16 protein-coding genes and 1 pseudogene are annotated in these 19,166 nt (G+C 73.2%); 5 read left to right on the forward strand and 12 right to left on the reverse strand.

Annotated elements, in window-relative coordinates:
* Positions 1 to 80 precede the first annotated feature (80 nt).
* Entirely contained in the window at positions 81 to 944 is an 864-nt protein-coding gene (locus CRP49_RS44800; protein ID WP_097259056.1) for a helix-turn-helix transcriptional regulator, read from the forward strand.
* A gap of 107 nt (positions 945 to 1,051) precedes the next feature.
* Here CRP49_RS44800 and CRP49_RS44805 read toward each other — a convergent pair whose 3' ends face one another.
* From CRP49_RS44805 to CRP49_RS44840, 8 genes and pseudogenes are all read right to left on the reverse strand, one after another.
* A complete protein-coding gene (locus tag CRP49_RS44805) occupies positions 1,052 to 3,883 on the reverse strand; it encodes a M48 family metallopeptidase (RefSeq protein ID WP_097259057.1) in 2,832 nt (943 codons plus the stop codon).
* Entirely contained in the window at positions 3,880 to 4,404 is a 525-nt protein-coding gene (locus CRP49_RS44810) for a hypothetical protein (protein ID WP_257033845.1), read from the reverse strand. Before CRP49_RS44810 ends, CRP49_RS44805 begins: the two co-directional genes overlap by 4 nt.
* Before the next feature lie 96 nt (positions 4,405 to 4,500).
* The gene (gene dnaK, locus CRP49_RS44815; RefSeq protein WP_097259058.1) at positions 4,501 to 6,375 is read right to left on the reverse strand and encodes a molecular chaperone DnaK; all 1,875 of its coding nucleotides are present in this window, start codon (positions 6,373 to 6,375) and stop codon (positions 4,501 to 4,503) included.
* A gap of 139 nt (positions 6,376 to 6,514) precedes the next feature.
* The gene (locus CRP49_RS44820) at positions 6,515 to 6,940 is read right to left on the reverse strand and encodes an OsmC family protein (protein WP_094220867.1); all 426 of its coding nucleotides are present in this window, start codon (positions 6,938 to 6,940) and stop codon (positions 6,515 to 6,517) included.
* Positions 6,941 to 7,007: 67 nt separating this feature from the next.
* Positions 7,008 to 8,810 carry a hypothetical protein gene (locus CRP49_RS44825; protein WP_097259059.1) on the reverse strand — a complete coding sequence of 601 codons (1,803 nt, stop codon included), beginning with the start codon at positions 8,808 to 8,810 and terminating at the stop codon, positions 7,008 to 7,010.
* Positions 8,807 to 9,870 (reverse strand): annotated as a pseudogene (locus CRP49_RS44830) (ATP-binding protein). Before CRP49_RS44830 ends, CRP49_RS44825 begins: the two are co-directional and overlap by 4 nt.
* 134 nt (positions 9,871 to 10,004) lie before the next feature.
* A complete protein-coding gene (locus CRP49_RS44835) occupies positions 10,005 to 12,137 on the reverse strand; it encodes a phage holin family protein (protein ID WP_097259060.1) in 2,133 nt (710 codons plus the stop codon).
* 95 nt (positions 12,138 to 12,232) lie between these two features.
* On the reverse strand, positions 12,233 to 12,664 hold the full coding sequence (locus CRP49_RS44840; RefSeq protein ID WP_097259061.1) for a hypothetical protein: 432 nt from the start codon (positions 12,662 to 12,664) through the stop codon (positions 12,233 to 12,235).
* Between the two features lie 84 nt (positions 12,665 to 12,748).
* On the opposite strand from CRP49_RS44840, the gene CRP49_RS44845 reads away from it, so the two are divergent.
* Together CRP49_RS44845 and CRP49_RS44850 are read left to right on the forward strand one after the other, a co-directional pair.
* The gene (locus CRP49_RS44845) at positions 12,749 to 13,522 is read left to right on the forward strand and encodes an MBL fold metallo-hydrolase (protein WP_097259062.1); all 774 of its coding nucleotides are present in this window, start codon (positions 12,749 to 12,751) and stop codon (positions 13,520 to 13,522) included.
* A gap of 14 nt (positions 13,523 to 13,536) precedes the next feature.
* Positions 13,537 to 14,151, forward strand: coding sequence for a DedA family protein (locus CRP49_RS44850; protein WP_097259361.1), 615 nt, complete (start codon positions 13,537 to 13,539; stop codon positions 14,149 to 14,151).
* 19 nt (positions 14,152 to 14,170) lie between these two features.
* Here CRP49_RS44850 and CRP49_RS44855 read toward each other — a convergent pair whose 3' ends face one another.
* The 3 genes from CRP49_RS44855 to CRP49_RS44865 all read right to left on the reverse strand — a co-directional run bounded on the left by CRP49_RS44855 (position 14,171) and on the right by CRP49_RS44865 (position 17,614).
* Positions 14,171 to 15,268: an MBL fold metallo-hydrolase gene (locus CRP49_RS44855; protein ID WP_097259063.1), complete on the reverse strand. Its 1,098-nt coding sequence runs from the start codon at positions 15,266 to 15,268 to the stop codon at positions 14,171 to 14,173.
* Positions 15,265 to 16,521, reverse strand: coding sequence for an aminotransferase class I/II-fold pyridoxal phosphate-dependent enzyme (locus CRP49_RS44860; RefSeq protein ID WP_097259064.1), 1,257 nt, complete (start codon positions 16,519 to 16,521; stop codon positions 15,265 to 15,267). Before CRP49_RS44860 ends, CRP49_RS44855 begins: the two co-directional genes overlap by 4 nt.
* A 241-nt stretch (positions 16,522 to 16,762) precedes the next feature.
* Positions 16,763 to 17,614 (reverse strand): hypothetical protein, encoded by an 852-nt coding sequence (locus CRP49_RS44865; RefSeq protein WP_097259065.1) that lies wholly within the window; start codon positions 17,612 to 17,614, stop codon positions 16,763 to 16,765.
* A 250-nt stretch (positions 17,615 to 17,864) separates the two neighbouring features.
* Between CRP49_RS44865 and CRP49_RS44870 the strand changes: the two genes are divergently transcribed.
* Both CRP49_RS44870 and CRP49_RS44875 read left to right on the forward strand, forming a co-directional pair.
* Positions 17,865 to 18,239 carry a DUF2795 domain-containing protein gene (locus tag CRP49_RS44870; protein ID WP_097259362.1) on the forward strand — a complete coding sequence of 125 codons (375 nt, stop codon included), beginning with the start codon at positions 17,865 to 17,867 and terminating at the stop codon, positions 18,237 to 18,239.
* Positions 18,240 to 18,306: 67 nt separating this feature from the next.
* The gene (locus tag CRP49_RS44875; RefSeq protein WP_097259363.1) at positions 18,307 to 18,849 is read left to right on the forward strand and encodes a type 1 glutamine amidotransferase domain-containing protein; all 543 of its coding nucleotides are present in this window, start codon (positions 18,307 to 18,309) and stop codon (positions 18,847 to 18,849) included.
* 21 nt (positions 18,850 to 18,870) lie between these two features.
* Here the strand turns inward: CRP49_RS44875 and CRP49_RS44880 are convergent, their stop codons facing one another.
* Positions 18,871 to 19,158 (reverse strand): DUF6158 family protein, encoded by a 288-nt coding sequence (locus CRP49_RS44880; RefSeq protein ID WP_094220859.1) that lies wholly within the window; start codon positions 19,156 to 19,158, stop codon positions 18,871 to 18,873.
* Between the last annotated feature and the right edge of the window lie 8 nt (positions 19,159 to 19,166).

Here is a 19,166-nt window from a genome sequence, read left to right on the forward strand (position 1 = left end):
GACTCTCTTCGACCGACTGTGCGAGACGGCGTCGCATGGCAGACTGCGCGCATACTTCGGCGCGTAGGGGAGGGCGTGGCGTGAGTGAGCGGCGGGCCGCGCCCACCGTGGGCCAGGTGGTGCTCGGCAAGCGGTTGCAGGAGCTGCGGGAGGCGGCCGGTCTCAGCCGCGAGGAGGCCGCCCGGGTGCTCCGGGTGGCGTCGGCGACCGTACGGCGGATGGAGATGGCCGAGGTCGCGCTGAAGATCCCGTACGTGCAGGTGCTGCTGACCACCTACGGGGTGTCCGAGGAGGAGTCGGCCGCGTTCGTGCGGCTGGCCGAGGAGGCGAACCAGCCCGGCTGGTGGCAGCGGTTCCACGATGTGCTGCCCGACTGGTTCAGCCTGTATGTGAGCCTGGAGGGCGCCGCCCGGATCATCCGCTCCTACGAGCCGCACTTCGTGCCCGGCCTGCTGCAGACCGAGGAGTACGCGCGCGAGGTGATGGAGGCCGGGACGATAGGGCAGACCGGCCCGGAGACCGTGGAGCGGCATGTGTCGCTGCGCATGGAGCGGCAGCGGCTGCTGGAGCGGGACGATCCGCCCCACCTGTGGGTGATCATGGACGAGACGGTGCTGCGGCGCCCGGTGAGCATCCGGCCCGAGGTGATGCGCGACCAGCTGGACCGGCTGCTGGAGTACGCCGAGCGGGACCGGGTCACCCTGCAGCTCGCCGAGTTCGCGGCCGGTCCGCACCCGGGGACGTACGCCCCCTTCACACTGTTCCGGTTCGCCGAGCCGGAGCTGCCGGACATGGTGTTCACCGAGTACCTGACCGGCGCCCTGTACCTGGACTCCCGCCAGGAGGTCTCGGCGCATCTTGAGGTACTGGACCACATGACGGCCCGGGCCGCCTCCGCGCAGCGCACGATGAAGCTGCTGCGGGAGTACCGCGAGAGCCTCTGACCCCCGTGGGACCTCCGACAACCCGGTGAGACCCCTGACCGCCATGTGAGACCTCCGACCGCCCCGTGACCAGCCGAGGAGCGGCTGGGCAGCTGACCCGAGACCGGTCAAGCGGCCTTCCACTCCGGCCACCTCTTCAGCGCGGCGGAGACACGGTCCGTCAGGGGCGGCAGAGTCACCTGTGCCTGTTTGAAGGCTGCGACGAGTTGCTGCAGCATCTTGGTGTTGCGATCGACGTCGTCCCCCGAGCCGTCGAGGACCGCCTTGCACTCCCCGGCCGCGTCCCCGCCGCGGTCCAGCAGGGTGGACCACTTCCGGTCCAGGCCGGGGTCGGGCACCCGCAGATGGCGGCGGGCGGTGGCCGTGTCGCGAGCCAGGTCGTCGCACAGGGGGTGAAGGGTGTCGCCGTCGAAGGACCCCTTGTCGGCGTTCAAACCCTTGAACCACTTTGCGAATTCGTCGTACCGGCTGGCCAGCGCCACGATGTCGGCCTGGCCACCCACCTTGAACCAGGCCAGGAGCTGGAAGTCGCGCACCTTTTCGGCGGTGCCGGCCGGTTCGGGTCGGGCCGGCACGGCCGAGGGCGTGCTGCCGTCACCCGGCATCGGGTTCGTGACGACGGCCGTGAGGACGATCCCGGCCACCCCCGCGACGGCCACCACGGTCCGAGCCGGCCAGGAGCGTCGTACGGCGCCCGAGGACACCGACTCGCGTTCCGCGCGGGGCAGTTGGGCTGCGGCGGTCGCGGCGAGGGCGGCTCCGAAGAAGGCCGGTGTCACCGGTTGGGCGAGCAGCTCGGTCAGCGTCCAGGAGGCGTCGGGCAGCACGTGGCAGGTGTTGCCCATGACCCGCAGCGGGCCGAGGCAGCCGTCGGCGGCCTGGAGGGCGAACTGTCCGGCCAGCACGACGACCTGCGCGATGGCCGCCGCCGTCAGGGCACGGGGCAGGCGGTGGGTGCGGGTGGTCGCGGCGACCACGGCCGCCGTGCCCACCACCCCGGCCCACAGGGCGACCACCCGCCACCACAGGTAGACCGCTCCGTAGGCGAGGGTCCGTTCCTCCAGCGGAGGGCGCCAGGAGTGGACGTACGCCATCACCGCCGCCACGGCGGCGACGCCCGCGACGCCTCCGGCCAGCCCGGCGAGGAGGGTGGAGCGCAGCCCCTCCGCCCTCGGCCGCCGTAACAGCAGCACCGCCGGATAGGCCCACAGCGCCACCGCGGCGGCGGCGATCGTCGGGGACGCGCCCGCGATGGCCAGGCTGATCAGCACCGAGCCGATCCAGGGCAGCACGGACTCGTACGGGGGGAAGCTGTCCCAGGGGCCCGGGAAGGAGTGCCGGGCCAGTTCCGACACGCCGCCGGCCGCGAGGATGTCCCCCGTCATCCACAGCTGACCCTCGTGCAGCCACCAGTCCAGCCCCGCCGCCGCCACGACGGACCCGGCGACGGTCGCGCCGAGGACGGCCCGGCGCGGCACGGCAGGCCCGCTCGGTGCGGCCCGCAGGTGCAGCCGGACACACTGGGCGAGCCAGGCGACGAAGACGACGGAGCCGAGGAGCGGGAAGAGGAGCGGTTCCACGTGCTCGGGCCACCAGCCGGGCTGTACGGTCGGCCCGGACAGCAGCTCCCCGCAGACCAGGCCGAGCCCGAGGGCGAGCCCCGCCCGTATGCCCCTGGGGCCGGGCGCCTGGGCGTGGACGGCGTACAGGACCGCCCGCCAGACCGCGACCGTCAGCACGCACGCGGCGAGAGACCCGACGATCCAGGCGGCCGCGTCCCTGTTCCACACCGCCGCCAGCGCGTTCCCGGTGACGAGCGTGACCACGCCGAGCAGGAACAGCGGCACGTCCGTCAGCGTGAACAACCCCGCCGGGTTGCGCAGCGACTGCCACCGCTCGGCCCAGGAGGGGTGGCTGCGCCACAGCGAGGTGACGGCCCGGGTCGCCGAGCGGCCCTGGGTACGCCCTTCGGCCTGCGCCTGCCAGACGGCCGGGGTGGCGCCCAGGGCGACCGCGCCCCGGTCGGCGTACAGCTCACGGTGGCGCAGGGTGTCGGCGCGGGCCAGGACGACCAGCAGGAACAGGAACGCGGCGATGGCGATCGCCTTGATCGTGGCCGGCCGGCTGGCCGGCCAGAAGACCTCGTCGGCGCCCAGGAACACATGGAAGAACTGCGCCGCGACCAGGCTTCCGCCGATCAGGAGTGTGTACGGGACGACGACCAGCGCCAGGAAGACCCGCCACAGTGCCGTCACCGCGTAGGCGATGTCCACGTCCCGGTGGCGGAGGTGGGCCAGTTCGTGCAGGACCACGGCCTCGAAGCGGGCGGAGTCCACGCGGCGGGCGTGCAGCAGGCCGCTGTTCAGACAGAGCGTGCGGCGGCCGGCCCGGCCGTAGACGACCGCGCCGGGATCGAGGGCGAGCCGGTCGACCACGAGGTCGGGCAGGGACCGCACCCCGGCACGCTGTGCGAGCCGTACGACCTCGGCACGCACCTCGCCCTGCGGATCCCGTGTGTGCAGCGGCTCCACGCCGCGTCGGCTCCGCTTCCAGCGCGGCAGCAGCAGATACAGCCCACCCGCCGCCAGCAGCACGGTGCCGGTCCCGGCCAGCCCGTACCAGCGCGGGATCTCCTCCGCCCCCTCGGCACACGCCCGCACCGCCTGGGCCTGCGCCGGGTCCCGCACCAACTCGTCGATCAGCTTGCCGCCGGGGTCGAACCCGGCGGCGAAGTCGCACACCAGCTGCACGTCCTGGTACGGCAACGGCCGCAGAATGCCGCTCAGCATCTCGACCATGGCCACCACCATGGCGACGACCAGCACGAGGAAGCGCAGGGTGGTGCCCGCGGGCAGTGCGCCGGGGTCGGGGCCGGCGGGAGTGGGCGGGGCGGACTCGGGATCCGGGCGAGGCGCCGGGGTCTGAGTGGCCCCGCTCATGTCGCTGAGGCTCCGTCCTGTTCGGAGCCCTCCGCCTGTTCGGAGCCCTCCGCCTGTTCGGAGCCCTCCGTTCCGGCCAGCGCCAGCCTCGCGACCACGCTGTCCGCCAGGGCCTCCGCGTCCGGCTCGGGGAGTCCGCGGCGTACCGCCTCCGTGCGCACCCGGCGTCGTACGGCCGCCAGTTGGTTCCGGTCGAGGTCCGGGACCTCGGGCGGGGCGGTCGGGCGACGGCTCGGCGGGCGCAGGCGGCCCAGGGCGCGGGACAGCAGGCGGCCGGTCGCCTCCGCCACGGCGGCCCGGCAGGCCTCGTCGACCGCCAGCAGCACGACAGGCGTGACGAATGCCGTGACCTCGGAAAGGCCGAAGCCGAGGGGGTCGCCGCCTCTTCCGTCGTTCGCCTGTCGCAGCCGCCGTACGACGAGCCCGTAGTCCATCCCCGTCAGATCGTCGACCAACGGGCGTTCGTCCGGCGCCCGTTGGTCCACGACGTCCCGCACCACGTCCAGCACGGTCGCGCGCATGCGTCCCCTCCCTGACTGTCCCGCACGTCTCTGCCGCCCAGCAACACCAGCATCACTGCTGTACGGGCTTTGCGGTAGCGGGCGCGGGCGCGACGACTAGGCGGCGCCGCCCTTCGTGTCCCGTTCGTCGTCGACGATCTCCGCGTCCACCACGCCTTCTTCGTCGGTCCCGGTGCTCTGTTCCTCGGCGGAACCGGCCGAACCGGCGGAGGCCGAGGGCTGGGCCTGGGCGTACATGGCCTGGCCCATCTTCTGGCTGACCGTGGCGAGTTTCTCGACTCCCGTGCGCAGGGCGGCCGTGTCGGCGTTCTGCTCCAGCAGGGTCTTGAGTTCCGTGGCCGCCTCCTCGACCTCGGTGCGGGTGTCGGCGGGCACGCGGTCCTGGTTGTCGCGGATGAACTTCTCGGTCTGGTAGACGAGTTGCTCGGCCTGGTTGCGGGTCTCCGCGGCCTCCTTGCGCTGCCGGTCATCCTCGGCGTACTGCTCGGCCTCCCGCATCATGCGGTCGATGTCGTCCTTGGGGAGGGCGGAGCCGCCGGTGACGGTCATCTTCTGTTCCCGTCCGGTCGCGAGGTCCTTCGCGGAGACGTGCATGATGCCGTTGGCGTCGATGTCGAAGGCCACCTCGATCTGCGGGACGCCGCGCGGGGCGGGCGGCAGGCCGGTGAGGTCGAAGACGCCGAGCTTCTTGTTGTAGGCGGCGATCTCGCGTTCGCCCTGGTAGACCTGGATGCCGACCGAGGGCTGGTTGTCGGTGGCGGTGGTGAAGATCTCCGAACGGCGGGTCGGGATCGTGGTGTTCCGCTCGATCAGCTTGGTCATGATGCCGCCCTTGGTCTCGATGCCCAGGGACAGCGGGGTGACGTCCAGGAGGAGGACGTCCTTGACGTCGCCGCGGAGCACGCCCGCCTGGAGGGTGGCGCCGACCGCCACCACCTCGTCGGGGTTGACGCCCTTGTGCGGGTCCTTGCCGGTCAGCTCCTTGACCAGGTCGGTGACCGCGGGCATCCGGGTCGAGCCGCCGACGAGGATGACGTGGTCGATGGCGGAGAGCTTCAGGTTGGCGTCCTTGACCGCCTGGTGGAAGGGGGTCTTGCAGCGGTCCAGCAGGTCCGCGGTCAGCTCCTGGAACTGGGCGCGGGTCAGCTTCTCCTCCAGGTGCAGCGGGCCCTCGGCGGAGGCGGTGATGTAGGGCAGGTTGATCGAGGTCTCCGAGGACGAGGACAGCTCGATCTTGGCCTTCTCGGCGGCCTCGCGCAGCCGCTGCACCGCCATCTTGTCGCCGCCGAGGTCGATGCCGTACTGCCCCTTGAACCGCTTGACCAGGTGGTCGACGACCCGCTGGTCCCAGTCGTCGCCGCCGAGGTGGGTGTCGCCGTTCGTGGCCTTCACCTCGATGACGCCGTCGCCGATGTCCAGCAGGGACACGTCGAAGGTGCCGCCGCCCAGGTCGAAGACGAGCACGGTCTGCTCCTCGCCGCGGTCCAGGCCGTAGGCGAGGGCGGCGGCCGTGGGCTCGTTGATGATCCGGAGCACCTTCAGGCCGGCGATCTCCCCGGCCTCCTTGGTGGCCTGCCGCTGGGCGTCGTCGAAGTACGCCGGTACGGTGATCACCGCGTCCGTGACGTCCTCGCCGAGGTAGGCCTCCGCATCCCGCTTCAGCTTCTGCAGCACCCGTGCCGACAGCTCCTGGGCGCGCAGCCGGGCGCCGTCCACCGTGCCCTGCTCGGGGAAGCGCCAGCTCCCGTCGCCCATGTGCCGCTTCACCGAGCGGGCGGTGCGCTCCACGTTCGTCACGGCCTGCCGTTTGGCGACCTCGCCGACCAGCACCTCGCCGTTCTTCGCGAACGCCACCACGGAGGGGGTGGTCCGCGCGCCCTCCGCGTTGGTGACGACGGTGGGCTCGCCGCCCTCCAGGACGGCCACCACCGAGTTCGTCGTCCCGAGATCGATCCCGACCGCATGTGCCATGGTCCGTCCCCTTCCGCCAGGGCGCCTCGCACCCTTCCAGCACAAAGCGCGCGTACGGCGCTGTCAATGGACGAATACCCGGAAACGGCGATGCCGCGCCCCTGCGGGGGAGCGCGGCATCGTGGAGGTCGTACGGCGGTCAGGCCAGCTCGGCCGTCAGGGTGATGGTCGTACCGGTCAGGGCCTGGCTGACCGGGCAGTTCTTCTTGGCGTCCTCGGCCGCCGAGGCGAAGCCCTCCGCGTCCAGGCCCGGCACCTCGCCGCGGACGGTGAGGTGGATGCCGGTGATGCCCTCGCCGGGCTGGAAGGTGACGTCGGCGTTGGTCTCCAGGCGGGTGGGCGGGGTGCCGGCGCCGGCCAGGGCGTGCGAGAGCGCCATGGAGAAGCAGCTGGAGTGGGCAGCCGCGATCAGCTCCTCCGGGCTGGTCTTGCCGTTCGCCTCCTGGGAGCGCGAGGCCCACGTGACCGGCTGACCCGCGATGCCGGAGGAGTCGAAGGTGATGTCGCCCTTGCCGTGGAGCAGGTCGCCTTCCCAGACGGTGTGTGCGGTGCGCGTGGTGGCCACGGTGGTTCCTTTCGCGTGTGGGTCCCGTGTGCGGGTTCCTGCGTTCCCCATCCGATCACATCCGGGCTCACTGCACCCTGAAGACCGGGCCACGCGGGGTGAACGGAAGGCGACCACCCCGCGGGATCAGATAGGCGTGCTCGCGCCGCACCCGCAGCACGTCGCACCAGCCGTCGGTGATCACCAGCACCGGCGCGCCCGGCGGGAAGTCGTCGGCGCGGTGCAGCAGGTCGATGCCGGGCTGCAGGACCGTACCGCCGCGCCCGTGCACCCGTACCCGGCCGGCGATCTCGGTGACCGGTACATAGCCCGCGTCGTGCGGGGCGGCGTCGCAGAACACCACGCGGGCGGCCGGTACGTCGCGGGCCTCGGCGTAGGAGGCGATGGCGCCGAGGGCCTTGCCGAGCAGGGTGCGGTCCATGGAGCCGGAGGTGTCGAGGACGACACCGAAGGTGCAGCGGGCGATCTCCTCGGGCGGGAAGTAGCGGCCCGCGCGGGGGATGTCGGGGGTGGCGGACTGGCGGCGCGAGGGACGGGCGTAGGACCGGACCGACTGCGGGCTCGGCACGAACTCGTCGAACCAGCGGGCCAGTCGGGCGTCCCAGGGCAGCGGCGGGTGGCTGAGCGCGCGGATCTCCTCGACCAGCCCGCCGGGCAGGAAGCCTCGTTCCTGCCCCTGGTGCAGGTCGAGGCCCCGGACCAGGCCGCGGCGGTAGAACTCGTCCAGGTCGACGGGGGCGCCGGGCGGGCCGAGCGGGGCGCCGAGGACGTCGCCGAGGCCCTTGCCGCGCAGGGTGGCGAGTCGGCGCATGCGGCGCAGGTCGCCGGCGATGCGGTCGTAGACCTCCTCGGCGGACAGACCAGCCAGCTGCGGGTCGTGCAGCAGCCCGTCGGGCATGGTGCCGACCTGCATCTCGGCGAGCCAGCCGTTGATGACGTAGTCGCAGGCGACGTTGAACAGGTAGGGGTCGCGGGTGCCGCAGCGGTCGCCGTGGCGCAGGGCGGCGTGCAGCATCTCGTGGGCGAGGATGAACCGCCACTCCTCGTCCTCGAAGGTGCGCAGCGGGTTGACGTAGATCTCGCCGGCCTCGGCGTTGACGGCGGCGACGGCGATGCCGTGGGCGCGGGCGAGTTCGGCGTCGGCGACCAGGGTGATGCCGGCCGCGATGCCGCCGAGCAGTGGGTAGGAGGAGACGAACCAGCTCAGGGCCCGCTCCCAGGGGCGCAGCCGGGTGGGGCCGCCGGTCATGGAGTCGCGGCGGCCGCCGGCCAGGTCCATGGCGGTGGCCATGGTGCGGGTGAGGCCGTGGGCGAAGGCGAGCTGCCAGTCGCGGGGCTTCGCGAGGTATCCGGTCCAGGGCACGAGGAGCTGGTCGGGTTCGGTGCCGGCCGTGCCGCAGCGCTCGTACCGGGCCGGGATGTGCTCGTCGCGGCGCCAGCGGGCGGCGATCTGCTCCTCGTCGCCGTCGGGGTAGGAGGCGGGCAGGTCGTCGGGGGTGCGGCCGACGGGGAAGGTGAGCAGGAAGCGGTTGACGACGGCGCAGCGCGCGGCGAGGTCGTAGCGGTCCGGCTGGACGCGTTCGCCCTTGGCGGCGGGGACGTGACCGAAGCCGAGGTGGATCAGGCCGTGGGCGATGGCCCAGGCCCACTCGTCGGGCTCCGCCCGGCGGGTGGGGTGCAGGTGGACGCGGCCGCCGGAGTCGATGCGGACGAGGCCCTGGCGGGGCGAGGCGGGGCAGTCCTCGCGGCGGCACATGTCGGCCTCGATCGCGGCGAGCGCAGGGTTGGCCCACACCAGCTGGACGCCCTTGGCGCAGTCCTCGGCGGCCGGATCCGGCTTCTTTTTGGTCTTCGCGCTGCGGCTGCTCATCGCCGGGCCTCGACCAGCCGGGGCATGTCCCGGGCGGCCTCGATGAGGAACCAGCCGGGCAGGACGGGGTTGCCGTCGGCGTCGGAGGCGATGACGCTCTGGGCGACCTCGACGGAGATCTCGGCGAGCTGCACCAGCAGGGACTTGGCGCGGTAGGCGGTCTGCCGGCCGTTCGCCGACATGTGCTCCTTGCTGACCGGCAGCTCCTTGACCAGGCGGCCGCGGAAGGACTCGGCGAGGTAGTACAGCAGGTCGCGGTCCTCCAGGCGGTGCGGCCAGCGGGCGTCGCCCTTGAGGATCGCCTCGATGCCGAACCGGCTGCGGACGATCTTGACGTAGCCGCAGAAGGCGGTGGCGTGCGTGGGGGTGAGGGTGCCGTGCGCGAGGACGCTCAGGGTGGGCTCGTCGGAGAGCATGTGCCAGGAGCGGGGCGTGGAGAAGGGCTCCTCGGTCTTCGGCGGCTTGGACCACAGGTGGTCGGGCCGGTCGGTGAGGTGGTCCAGGATCCACGGGTGGATGCCGTGGCCCGCGGCCCAGGCGAGCCAGTCCTTCGGGGAGGCCTCGAGATGGACGTGGGCGAGCCGGTTGACCAGGGCGGAGGCGATGGGCCGGGCGAGGGCGTTGTCGGTGGCGCGGTTGCCGGCGCCGATGACGATGGATCCCTCGGGCAGCTCGTAGCTGCCGATGCGGCAGTCGAGGATGAGCGAGTAGAAGGCCTTCTGCACGTCCGGGGTGGCCGCGTTCAGCTCGTCCAGGAACAGGCAGTACGGCTCGTCTCGGGCGATGGTCTCCGGCGGGCAGAACACGGAGCGCCCGTCGCGGATCTGCGGCACACCGATCAGGTCCTCGGGGGCGAGCTGGGTACCGAGCAGGCTCACGCTCCCCCACTGCCTTAAGGGCGTGGGGGGACCCCCATCAGTCCGAGCGAGGCGGCGAACTCCCGTACCAGGGAGGACTTTCCGATGCCGGGGGCGCCCCAGACGAAGACGGGCCGGACGGTGGCGAGGCCGAGCAGCAGCTCGGGGAGACGGGCAGGGGTGACCGTGACGGCAGCCTGCAAAACCAAGACTCCCTTCTTTGCGCCTAAATCGGCGCCGCTCTCGCGGACGTGGTTGCTCGCCGTCGAGGTTCTCAATTGATGGTTGCGGCCGTCACGTCATTTTTCTGCACGTCCGGCGCTGAGAGCTGCCACGCTCAGGCGGCCCGCTCCTCCTCCGCCGCCTCGGTGATCGGCACCTGGGGTCCGTTCAGCTCGCTCAGCCACCGGCGCAGTACGTGGTGCACGTCCTCGGCGCCGGTCAGTTCCCCGTCCGGCGCGGACAGGGTGAGCGGGGAGAGCAGGAAGGGGTGGGACTGGGCGCCGCCGAGGCCGCCGTGGGAGCCGATCTGCTCCTCGAAGGCGAGGACTTCGCCGTCGGCGGGGTCGTGGAAGGAGTTGACCATGATGTCGGCGGCGTGCGGGAAGGAGTGGGTGCGGCGCACGGCGTCGGCGGCGCCGGGGCCGAACCGGGCCAGCGGGCCGGGCTGGTGGTCCAGGTCGGCCAGCGGGATCTCGGTGCCGTACGGGCCGAGCACCACGCCGTCGTGTTCCTCGCTGCGCACCAGCAGGAAGCCGATGCCGGGGTGGTTGGCGAGGGTGGTGAGCAGGGCGGGGTGGCGGGCCTCGATCTCCTCCTTGGTCATGCGGTGCGGCACGTCCGGGAAGGAGACCAGGCCGAGGTTGCCGGAGGCCAGCACGATGGGTTCCGAGCCGCGGGCGGGCCGGTGCCGCTCGCCCTTCTCCTCCACGGGGCGGCCCAGGGCCGCGCGGACGGCGGTGCGGGCCTCGGCGCCGCTGTGCGTCCGCTCGGCCCGGCGGGGCACGGGCAGCCCGCAGCCGGCGCGGACGAGGTCGGTGAGGGTGAGGCCGTAGCGGGCGCGGAAGGTCTCGCCGGGGCTCTGGCCGTGGTCGGACAGGACGACGATCCGGTAGGGGCGCGGGGCGTGTTCGGCGGCCTTCTCGATGAGCGCGAGGGACCGGTCCAGGCGCTGCAGGACCTTCTCGGCGTCCCGGCTGCGCGGTCCGGAGTGGTGGGCGACCTCGTCGTAGGCGACGAGGTCGGCGTAGACCGAGGTGCGGCCGGCGAGCAGGTCGCCCATCACGGCGGCGACCACGACGTCCCGTTCGACGACGGTGGCGAAGGCGCGCACGAAGGGGTAAAGGCCGCCGCGGCTCACGCGGGGCCGCTGTCTGCGGATGCGGGCCCGGGTGGACTGGACGATCTCGCGGGCGACCTCGGCGACGAAGGACAGGGCGGTGCGCACCGCGTTGGCGGGGTCGGAGAAGTAGGCGAAGTAGCCGGCGCGGGAGCGGTTGTCCCGGCCGCGGCGGCGGGTGGCGATGGACAGCACGAGGGCCTGTTCACCCGCGCCGCCGCCGAACAGGTTGCCTCGGCTGGCTCCGTCGACGGTGAGCAGTCCACCGTCGCCTGTACGCAGCAGGGCGCGGTGCTGCAGTTCGGCGGCGCTCGTCGGCCGGTTGCACACCATCACCTCGCCCCGGTCCTTCTCGTACCAGCGGAAGGCCGGCACGTCGAAGGTGCTGCCGTGCAGGATGCCGAGCTGACTGGCGCCGGTCTGGCTGGACCAGTCGGTGCGCCAGGGGACGAGCCGGTGGGTCGGCTGTATACCGTCGACAGACTCCTGCGTACCGTCGACCGTCTCCCGCGTACCATCAACGGCCTCCTGCGTACCGTCACCTGTCGCCAGCCAGCGGCCGACGGTCGGCATCAGACCCTTGCGGACGGCATCGGTCAGCACGTCGTGACCGACGCCGTCGAGCTGGACGCAGACCAGGCCGGGCGTGGCCGCGCACGGCGGACCGGCTCTGCGGCGGCGGTCGGCCAGCCGCAGCAGCCGGCGGCGGTAGGCGTCGTCGTCGCGTACGGCGAGGGCGGCGCCGGTGGCCGAGGCGACGGCGGACATCACGGCGGCCACGACGACGGCGGTCTCCGGGGCGACCTCGCCCCGCCCGGAGGGGTTGATGCGCAGGGCGACCAGCAGCAGGGAGCCGTTGAGGAAGAAGACCAGCAGGCCGAGGACGAACGCGGGCACGAGCAGCAGCAGCCGTACCAGGAGCGGCCACACCACGGCCGAGAGCACACCGAAGGCCCCGGCCCCGCACGCGGCGGTGACGGCTATCTGCGTGGCGCTGTCGCCGTCGGCGGACTGGAGCCTGAAGTCGGGCAGGAGCCCTGCGAGCACGAGCATCGTGAGCGTGGAGACCGCCCACACCGTGACGCTCCGCCCGACCTGACTGGCGATCCGCCGCCACCGCACGCCCCGCACGCCCCCTGCACCTCGCGTCCCGGCCCGCTCGGTCGCCGGGCCTCACTCCACCTTGTCACACGGGACGGAGCCCGGCCGGACGGTGCGTCAGGCCCTCACCGCCCGTCGTAGCCCGCCGTCGGCATGGACAGCCTGCGGTGCACCCGCGCCTTCATCTGCGCGTCGTACGACGGCTCGGCCCGCCCCACCGTCTCCACCCGCACCCCGCGCCGCGCGCACTCGGCGGTGAACTCCTCCACCGAGGACAGGGCACGCTCCAGCACGCGCCGGCTGGGTGCGACGAACACGTCCACACCGGGCCGGACGCCGTCCCACAGTGCGCAATGGTCGAAACGCAGCCCGCCGACGAGAAGTTCCCGCACGACCACGTAGCCGCGCTCCGCCGCCCACCGGGCGCACATGGCGTGCTGGCTGCGGGAGTCGACCAGGAACGGGTCGGCCTCCAGCTCCTCCAGAGGCGTCAGGCTCGCGATGGCGGTGACCCGCACCTGCGCGAGCCCGCCGGAGGCACCCCGCAGTTGTCCCATGGCGTCCCCCTCACCTCCGGGTTTCGCCGCCGACCCTACTCCTGCCCGTAGGCTTCGGGGGAGTCGCGCGAGGAGGCGAAGAAGGTGCCGGTGGAGATCACCTGGTGGGGTCACGCCACCTGCACGCTCCTGGATTCGAACATACGGGTGCTCACCGATCCCCTGTTCGCGAACAGGCTCGCGCATCTGCGCCGTCGCCGGGGCGCGGTGCCCCCCGCCGAGGCCCACCGCGCGGACGTGGCGCTCGTCTCCCATCTGCACGCCGACCATCTGCACGTGCCCTCGCTGGCCACCCTCGCCCCGGGCACGCGCCTGCTCGTGCCCCGGGGCGCACGACGGGCGGTCCCCGGGCTGCGCCGGCTGCGGCATCTGGAGATCACCGAGGTGGGCCCCGGGGACGCGGTCCGGGTCGGGGACCTGGTGGTCCGGGCGGTGCCCGCGCGGCACGACGGGCGCCGGCTGCCGGTCGGCCCGCACCGCTCCCCCGCGCTCGGATACGTCGTCGAGGGCGAGGCGCGGACCTACTTCGCCGGGGACACGGGGCTGTTCGACGGCATGGCCGAGCAGGTCGGGCCGGTGGACGTGGCCCTGCTGCCGGTGGGCGGCTGGGGGCCGTACCTCGGCGAGGGGCACCTGGACGCGGGGCGGGCGGCACGGGCGCTGGCCCGGCTGGCGCCGCGGGTCGCGGTGCCGGTGCACTACGGAACGTACTGGCCGATCGGCATGGACGCGGTGCGCCCGCACGAATTCCACGCGCCGGGCGACGAGTTCGTACGCCTGGCGGCCGCGACGGCGCCGCAGGTGGCCGTGCACAAGCTCGGGCACGGGGAGAGTGTGCGGCTGGAGGTCGCGCGGTGAGATGGTCCGCCGCGGTGGCGCTGGCCGCTGCTTCGACGTCCACGGTGCCGCCGGAGTCGACGCAGCAGGCGATCGGGTATCCGTCTCTGTTTCTGCTGGTGCTCATCGGGGCGTTGGTGCCGGTGGTGCCTACAGGGGCGCTGGTGAGTTCGGCCGCGGTGGTGGCGTTTCATCAGACGGCGCCGTTCTCTTTGCTGCTGGTGTTCGTCACGGCTTCGCTGGCGGCCTTTCTGGGGGATGCGACGCTGTACTGGCTGGGGCAGCGGGGGATGCGGTCGCGGAACGGGTCGCGGTGGCTGGAGGCGATTCGGGCCCGTGCTCCGGAGGAGCGGCTTGCTCAGTCCCGGGAGAAGTTGGCCGAGCATGGGGTGGCTGTGCTGGTGCTGTCCCGGCTGGTGCCGGCTGGGCGGTTGCCGGTGATGTTGGCTTGTCTGGTGGCCGAGTGGCCCTTGCGGCGGTTCAGTCGGGGGAACTTGCCGGCTTGTCTGGCTTGGGCGTTGACGTATCAGGTGATCGGGATTCTGGGGGGTTCCTTGTTTCCGGAGCCTTGGGAGGGGGTGGTGGCTGCGGTGGGGTTGACGGTGGTGATCAGTGTGGTTCCGAGTGTGGTGCGGCGGGTCTCGCGGTAGCGCCGCTGGTATAGGGAGTTCAGTCCAGCACCCTTGAGCCGCCTACCGGCATGTCCCACAGGTCCTCCCGGTCCAGCCCCGCCTTCTCCCAGGCCGTCTGCACCCTGGTCAGCGGTTCCAGGACCGGCTCGGCGGAGAGGATGAACGTGCCCCAGTGCATCGGGGCCATTCTTCGGGCGCCCACGTCCTGGGTGGCCTGGACTGCCTCCTCCGGGTCGCAGTGGACGTCGCTGAGCCACCAGCGGGGGTCGTAGGCGCCGATGGGCATGAGGGCCAGGTCGATTCCGGGGTAGCGGCGGCCGATGCGGGAGAACCAGTGGCCGTAGCCGGTGTCCCCGGCGAAGTAGAGGCGTTGTCCGTCGCGGTCGGTGAGGACCCAGCCGCCCCAGAGGCTGTGGCAGGTGTCGGTGAGGGTGCGCTTGGACCAGTGGTGGGCGGGCACGAAGTCGAAGCGGACGCCGGACAGTTCGGCGCCCTCCCACCAGTCCAGCTCGGTGACGTGGGTGAACCGGCGCCGCTGGAACCAGCGGCCGAGGCCGGCGGGCACGAACACCGGTGTGGTGCGCGGGAGTCGGCGCAGCGTGGGGGCGTCCAGGTGGTCGTAGTGGTTGTGGCTGATGACGACCGCGTCCACGTGCGGCAGGTCCTCCCAGGGGACGCCGACGGGGGTGATGCGGGCCGGGGTGCCGAGGATGCGGCGGGACCACACGGGGTCGGTGAGGACGGTCAGCCCGCCGATCCGGACGATCCAACTCGCGTGTCCCGCCCAGGTGACGGCGAGCGTACGGGTGTCCGTGCGGGGCAACGGGGCGGGGGCGTAAGGGAGCCGGGGGATGTCGGCGAGGCCCACGGGACCGGGGCGTACGGCGCCCTCGCGGGCGAAGCGGGCGAGGGCCTTGAGGCCGGGCAGGGGCGCGGTGAGCCGGTCGTGGAAGGTCCGCGGCCACACCCGGTGTTCGCCCAGCGGGCGGGGCTCGGCCAGTGGAGGGAACGGCGGCGCGAGGGGGGTCGGGGTCACGGGGGCGCCGGCCTCGGCGCCGGTCGAATTCGTGGTCGCGGGCGTGGGCGTCGTCGCGGTCGGGGTGGCGGACTCGGGCTCATGCGTCTGCTGCGTCATCGAGGAGGCTCCCGTCGCTGAGCGTCGTCGCGGAGATCGTCGAAGGCCGACCTCAAGGACATCAACGCGCGTTGCACGTGTGGCAGTTCCAACGGTGAGGGTGACATGAGACATTCCGTGCGCTCCTCGTCCGTGCCGCCCAGCAGGGGCCCCGTGGCGAGCCGTACGCGCAGCGCCCCGAGGTCGTCGCCGAAGCGGTGGCCGCCGGGCGCGGGCATGCCGAGCCGGGCGGTGAGGAAGTCCTCCAGTTCCTGGGCGTCGCCGACGCCCTGCTCGGCGAGCGCCTCGCGCAACGGGCCGAGGTCGGCGTACAGATGGCGGCCGGCCTGCGGCGGCCGGGCGAGCCCGCCGGCCGCGACGACCTCGCCGTGCACGGCGGCCGCCACGCGCGCGTGGAGGCGTACGGCGGCTTCGCGGCGCTCGGTGACGGGCGCGGGTTCGTCGAGGGCGTACCCGGCGGCCGCGGCGACCGGTACGGCGATCCGGGCACCGAGCGCGGTGAGGATGTCGAGCACGCGCGCGTGGAGGTGCTCCCCCGCCTCTCCTGCGGGGAAGCGGGCGACGGCCGCGGGCCAGCCGGTCGGCAGCAGGGCACCGGCCAGGTCGGTGACGACGGTGACCCCGTCGGGCACCATCTCGGCGGGGCTGAGCAGGACCGTCTGGTGCGGGTCGTGCACGGTGTCGCGCCAGGTCTCGTCGCTGACCAGGTGCAGGCCCTCGGCGGCCGCCGCCTCGACGGTCTCGTGCAGCAGTTCGGGCGGGGCGACGGTGGCGGTGGGGTCGTCGGCGACGGACAGCACCAGCAGCCGGGGGTCCCCGCCCTCGGTACGGACCCTGCGGACGGTCTCCAGCAGGGCGTACGGGTCGGGGACCCCGCCGCTCTCGGCCGGGGTCGGCACGGAGAAGACGGGCCTCCCGAGCAGGCGGGCGTAGGGCGCCCACCAGGCGGCGCACGGCCGGGGCACGAGCACGTCACCGGTGTCACCGGCGACCGCGGCGGTCAGGGCCAGCAGCAACTGGGGGGCGCCGGGGCCGGCGGCCACCCGGTCGGGGACGCAGGGCAGTCCGCGCCGGGTCCAGTAGCCGCAGGCCGCCTCCAGCAGCGCGGGGGCGCCGCCGACCGGCTGCGCCTCGGCGCGGCCCGCAGCGGCGGCCAGGACGGCGGAGAGTTCCGGGAGGACGGGCAGGCCGTCGCCGGGCAGCGGAGGCCCGTAGCGGACCGGGCCGTGGCCCTCCGGGTCCGTCCGCCGCATGTCCGCCTCCGCGCAGTCCGTGGTGCCGTGTGGTGTTCCCGTCCGGGCCGTGCTCTCCTCGCCCTCCTCGTCGGCTGTTCCTGTGTCTGCTGCTGTGCTTCTTCTGTGGTGCCGGCTGTGTGGCCGGCTGGTGCGTGTGGTGCCTGCTGTCGTGCCCTCGGGATGTGTACCCGGCGGACGGCCCGCCATGGCCGGTGACCGGATTTGGTCCCCGTCACGGGCCCCGGCCCCGGGGCCCGCGTCAGCCGTCCATGGACCTCCTGCGGCCGCACAGCCGGTAGCCGGCTCCTGCGCAGGCGGTGGCGATCAGCACACCGCCCGCGACCAGCGCCGGAACCGAGTCGCTGAAAGATCCGCCCGCCCCTGCCTCGACCCCGTGCCCTCCCGTCGCCTGGCCGCAGTCACCGTCGTCGGCCGCACCGTGGGAGTCGCCGTGAAAGTCGCCGTGGGAGTCCTCGCACTGGTGGTCATCGGTGCACGACCGTGCCGCCGCGCACTTCTGTCCGTCGCTGTCGTCCCCGTGACACTGCCCGGGCTCGCGGCACTGGGCGGACCCGTCGGAACAGGTGCGCGTGCCCCCCTGGCACTCCCGCCCCTGATCCGGCCGCTGTCCCTGCCCCTGCCCTTGGCCCTCCTCTCGCCCCTGCCCCTGCCCTTGACCCGACCCCGTCGTCCCCTGCGCCGCCCCGGGCTCCTGCCACTGCCCCTGCCCCGTCTCCTGCCCTGCACCCGAATCCTGCCGCTCCCCCTGCGTCGCCCCGGGCTCCTGCCACTGCCCCACCCCCGGCTCCTCCCGCTCCCCCGGCACCAGCCCCGGCGTCTCGCCCTGCCCCAGTCCCCGCCCCTGCCCCTGCCCCTGGCCCTCGTCGCACTGCGCGCTGCCGTCCGCAGAGGCCGGAGGCGCGGCGTCCGTGGTGTCCGGTACCAGCCCGGCGAGGGCATCGCACGGCACGGACACACTGGGCGTGCCACCCGGCTGGACGGTGCCGGAGCTCGCCCCGGGCGTGGGGTCCGCGGACGCGGCGGGCCCCGCTATGACGAGCGCGGCCCCGGCCAGGACGGCGACGGACAGAGCACGGGCGGTGCGGCGCATGGGGCGGGCTCCCTCGGCGGTACGGCCACGGGACACGGCTCTCGTGCCCTGCGGGACACGGCTGTCGTGCCCTCGCTGCCATCACAGCCCGGCGAACGCCGCCGCGCGCGCGGCCGGGCCCCATTCGCGGGACGCGAACGGCCTAACGGGTGACCTGAGGGCGACGGCCGTCGAACCGCTCCGCACAGGTTTTCCGCCCCCCGTGCAGGTGACTCGGGAGGTGCTGACCCTCGACCCTCTGGAGGAAGTCATGCAGCGAGGCAGTGACCGACTGAGCGTCCACCGGGACGACGAGATGAAACACGAGCTGCAGGAGCTGCTCAGGTCAGGGCACCCGACACGCACCGAGGAATGGCACGATCCGGAACCGACCGCCGACGACGACCCGGAGGTCTGGAGCGGGCCGGTGGGCGGCCTCGGATCACCGGCGTCGCTGGAACGGGTACGGCTGGCGCTGGCCCGGAACCTGAACCGGCACGCCTTCCCCGCCGACGCGCACGAACTGGCCCGGGCCCTGCGCCGGGGCAACGCACCGGGCGCGCTGATCGACGCGGTGGCCGGCCTGCCGCGCTCGCATCGGTACGCCAATGTGCAGCAGCTGGCCGAGGCGCTGGCGAGCGGCTGACGAGCCGGGACCAGAGCGCTGCGCGCACCGGGAGGAGCAGGTGAGGAACAGGTGAGGAGTCATGCACATGCGCATCGCGTTTCTGGCGGCGCCCGAGGGCGTCGAGCAGATCGAACTGGCCCAGCCGTGGAAGGCCGTGCGGTCCCACGGCCATGAGCCGGTCCTCGTGTCGACGCGGGCCGGCGAGGTCCGGGCCTTCCACCACCTGGACAGGGCGGACGCGTTTCCCGTGGACGAGGTGGTCGGCCGGACCTCGGCCGACGCCTTCGACGCGCTGGTCCTGCCGGGTGGCCTGGCCAATCCCGACTTCCTGCGCATGGACGAGGGAGCCGTGGCCTTCGTGCGGGAGTTCTTCGACCGGGGCCGGCCCGTCGCCGCGATCTGCCACGCCCCGTGGACGCTGGTCGAGGCGGATGTCGTACGCGGCCGGACACTGACCTCCTGGCCGAGCCTGCGGACGGACATCCGCAACGCGGGCGGCACCTGGGTGGACGAGGAGGTGACGATCTGCGACAACGGTCCGAACACGCTCGTGACCAGCCGCAGGCCGCGCGACCTGAAGGCGTTCTGCGACGCGTTCCTGCGGGTCCTCTCCGGCGTGGCGGCCTGACCCGTGCCGCGTGCGGCCGCCTCAGCTGCCGGACGTGCCCGGAGTCGCCGCCTCGCCGCAGCCGCGCTCACGGGCGCCCTCGCGGGTGCGGCCCGCGCTGACGAGGCGGCGCGGGTTGCGGCGCAGGTACTCGCCCTCGAGCTGCGCCATGCGCTCGTTGTGGGCCCGTAGCGCGTCGTTCGAGCCGTACAGGAGGGTGTCGTGGCGCGTGCGGTGGATCGTCTCCAGCTCTTTCATGAGCTGCTGGTCGTCCAGTCGGCTGGGGTCGACTCCGGTCATGGTGGTGCCCCGCTCGTCGTGTTCGTTCATCCGGTTCG

Origin of the sequence: Streptomyces sp. Ag109_G2-15 (assembly GCF_900215565.1) — a bacterium.
GTDB lineage: Bacteria > Actinomycetota > Actinomycetes > Streptomycetales > Streptomycetaceae > Streptomyces > Streptomyces diastatochromogenes.